This window comes from Vibrio sp. 10N.261.52.A1 (assembly GCF_002876325.1).
Taxonomy (GTDB): Bacteria; Pseudomonadota; Gammaproteobacteria; order Enterobacterales; family Vibrionaceae; genus Vibrio; species Vibrio chagasii.
Genome location: NZ_MCYD01001028.1, coordinates 1 through 3069, shown reverse-complemented (window position 1 = coordinate 3069; position 3069 = coordinate 1). Strand labels below are relative to the sequence as shown.

Here is a 3069-nt window from a genome sequence, read left to right as displayed (position 1 = left end):
TCACCTTGATTCAATGTCACCTCTGACTCGTTTGAAACATTAGGCAAAACTTCTATATCAAAAGAACCAACCCACTCATCACCACTCAACAATAAGACCTTATATTTAATATTGTCATATAAAGCCTGCCTGCGCTCTGCTGGCGCATTATAAATAATCTGGGCACCGATTATATTAGCTAGTCCATTACGTGGGGCTTTAAGAATATTTAACGCTTTCACTTCACCATTAATATTTGGAAACAATTGGACTTCATCGCCATATTTGACTTGTAGAGACTTCGTTTCCAACAACGATACTTTCTTTTTATGCACATCAATAGTAACCGACTGTTCGGTGTACCCCCCTACGGGATCCTGCACCTTGACGCTCAATCGATACTTTTCACCTTCCAACGCTCCGTTCGGTACATGTATAGTCAATGTTTTCGATTGTGTACCACTCAATGCTAATCTAGCACCTTCTGTCTGAGTCCAAGTGACCTGATGTTCAGCTGAATCAACATCCGTAATCGTCGTTACTTCGAATACCACTTTCTCACCAGCTACAGCACCAACCTGAATCTTATTGAGCTTAAATTGGGGAACATCATTAACCGGCCTAATTTCAACCTCAACAGTCGCGTAATCACTTTGGTATCCACCACCATCAACAAGACGATAAGTAAAACTATCTCGTCCAAACTGGTTGTTCGAGGGGAAATATGTAATACCTCTGATAACACCTTTAGCTGGCTTACGACCTATCTCAATTGAATATGGGTGAGATCTCGGCAAATTAAGATCATTGGCCAATAAATTTAGCATAAACGGACTGTCTTCTTCCGTAACGACAGAGTCATCTACCACAATAGGCATGGATTGGCTTGGTTGTTCAAAAAGTACCGCAAAAGGGAAGTTTTGGCCGAAGCCACGACTCAAGCCTCGAGTTTTATAATCAGACATTGCCCCTGAGAATTGTGCTTTCCTCTGTCCATCACCCAAATAAGCATCTAAAAACTGTGTTGAATATTCAGGTGTGCCGTTTTCAATCTCTAAAACCAATAACTTGGATCCAAGTCCAAGCTTTACAGGCTCATCAAAAATAATCTGCCCTCCACCTTGCTGCGCAACACCTCGATGCAATAGACGGCCAGCGGCTTCATCAATCACAGCATTACCAAATCTTGATTGAAACGGATACTCAATCAGTCGATAAAACATCGGCATAGCAACACTCGTCGCCTTAGCGTAGAAGTGCAGCCCTGCAATATCCTCACGCCCCTCAACAACATCAATGGCGAAGCCAAGCACGTTTGTATTTGTACTATAACGGGGATAAGTTCGGCCAAATGACGTGACCCAAGACGACTTAGTGGCCGCGTTGGGGATAGCTAGAGAAAATGTTGCCTTATCAGCATCACTACTAATATTTGAGATGGTTACATCGGTACTTCTTCCTGCGGTAATGTCAGTCAAAGATGGTTCAGAATCATCAGAGATATTCGTCACTGCCTCTCTGCCGGGAAAAACATCGCCCGAGTCACCGGATGAAAAACCACTCTCAAGTAGCCCATCGCCATCAGCCTGAAATACCTGAACCTGCATAGGGCCATCACTATTGAACTGGTTATCTATATTTACCGCCGTAATGAGCAAGCCTTCGCCACGAAGTGCTTGGTCATAATCGGCTTTGCGTCGGTTCTCAATATAAGCTCGAGGCCCAAACTGCTTTAAGTATGGGTCAAGGTGAATCACACTTTCCCCCTTAAGAGTGTCAATTTGGACCAGGCCATTCTCTGAAAGAACGGTTGGCTTAAGAAAACCTGACGCCTCTTTACTCCATGCCAGCATGTTTACTGGAGTCTGACCTGCGTATTCGTCGCTAGGCTTTCTTGCCCAGCTTCCGCCTCCCATCAAACCCCAATGTCCAATTGAGCCGTCATGCTTATGAGAGTAAAGATCCGGCAAACCCAACATTAAATGCCCAAGTTCGTGCGCTATTACTCCCATGGTTGACTGATGATCGTCTTGATAATCAGCAAACAAACAATAAGCGCTGATTCGCTTTCCATCAATCTCGACGGTACTGTGTGCGTACTTATGAGGCCAAATCGTTGGAGTCTTTCGTGTACCGCTAGATTTATCATTACCCGCAAAGACGAACATAACGGAGAGTTCTTGAGGCGAGATGCTATCGTCATTGTTCGAGTCGTATTGAGCAAGATTGAAATCCACGTCTAAGGCTTCATACGCTTTTTCAAACACATTATTGAGTTTAGTTTGGCAATTACGCTCTGATTTGGAGTGGCAGTTTGGATGTTCAATATCTAGAGTGACATTAATGACACCGTCATTCTTTGTTCCTTCACTCTCTTTCGCTGGAACAACTTTATAGTTACCGTAGCTATTTTTTAGAAAGTAATCTTGGACGCTTTGTTGATTGGTTCCAAATATCGTCGACTGAAAGTCATGGTCCACTTTTTCGTTTGAAAAGCTAACTTGTACCACTAATAATGGCTGCTCTATGATTTTATTATTTAAAGCTTGGCTTTCATGCGAACTTTGGTTCCTTATATAATTAAACCTCTTGTTGTTAGCCGCGGGTGATTCAATTAGTTCATTGAAATATGTTGGCTCTATTCTTATATGCCTAACATTAGATTCAGAAGGTACATCTGTCTCACTCGAAGCTAGAACTCCAGTGGAAACTATTCTGCCTTGCTCTTCTTCATTCTTTTCATATCTAGCAAAATACCATTGACTGTCAAAGTCTTGGATATAGAGGCTACCTGTTTGGTCTTGATACCAAAACATATGCTGAGAGCCCATTAACCGTAGTTCTTTAGAACTGCCGTCAACAAAAGTTATCGTATGCCAAATTGGTGCAGGTAAAGTGCTTGCTTGTACTGTAATAACAGCTAATAACGCTGTTATGAAGGTACAAATTAGTTTTGTCCTCATTAGGATAATCCCATTAATAATTCTTTCTCAATAAGAGATAATTGATGCGTTAAATGCAACGCGACTTTATCAATGGGGATTTATGTAAACCAATTAAGTTTCTAACTAAACCTATAAATAATAATTA

At 41.8% G+C, this 3069-nt stretch carries 1 protein-coding gene; it reads right to left on the bottom strand.

Features of this window, described 5'->3' with window-relative positions; all coding sequences use genetic code 11:
* Positions 1-2942, bottom strand: a 2942-nt coding sequence (locus BCT81_RS22280; RefSeq protein ID WP_102425877.1) for a M6 family metalloprotease domain-containing protein, incomplete at its 3' end; no start/stop codon positions are given.
* Positions 2943-3069: the final 127 nt, after the last annotated feature.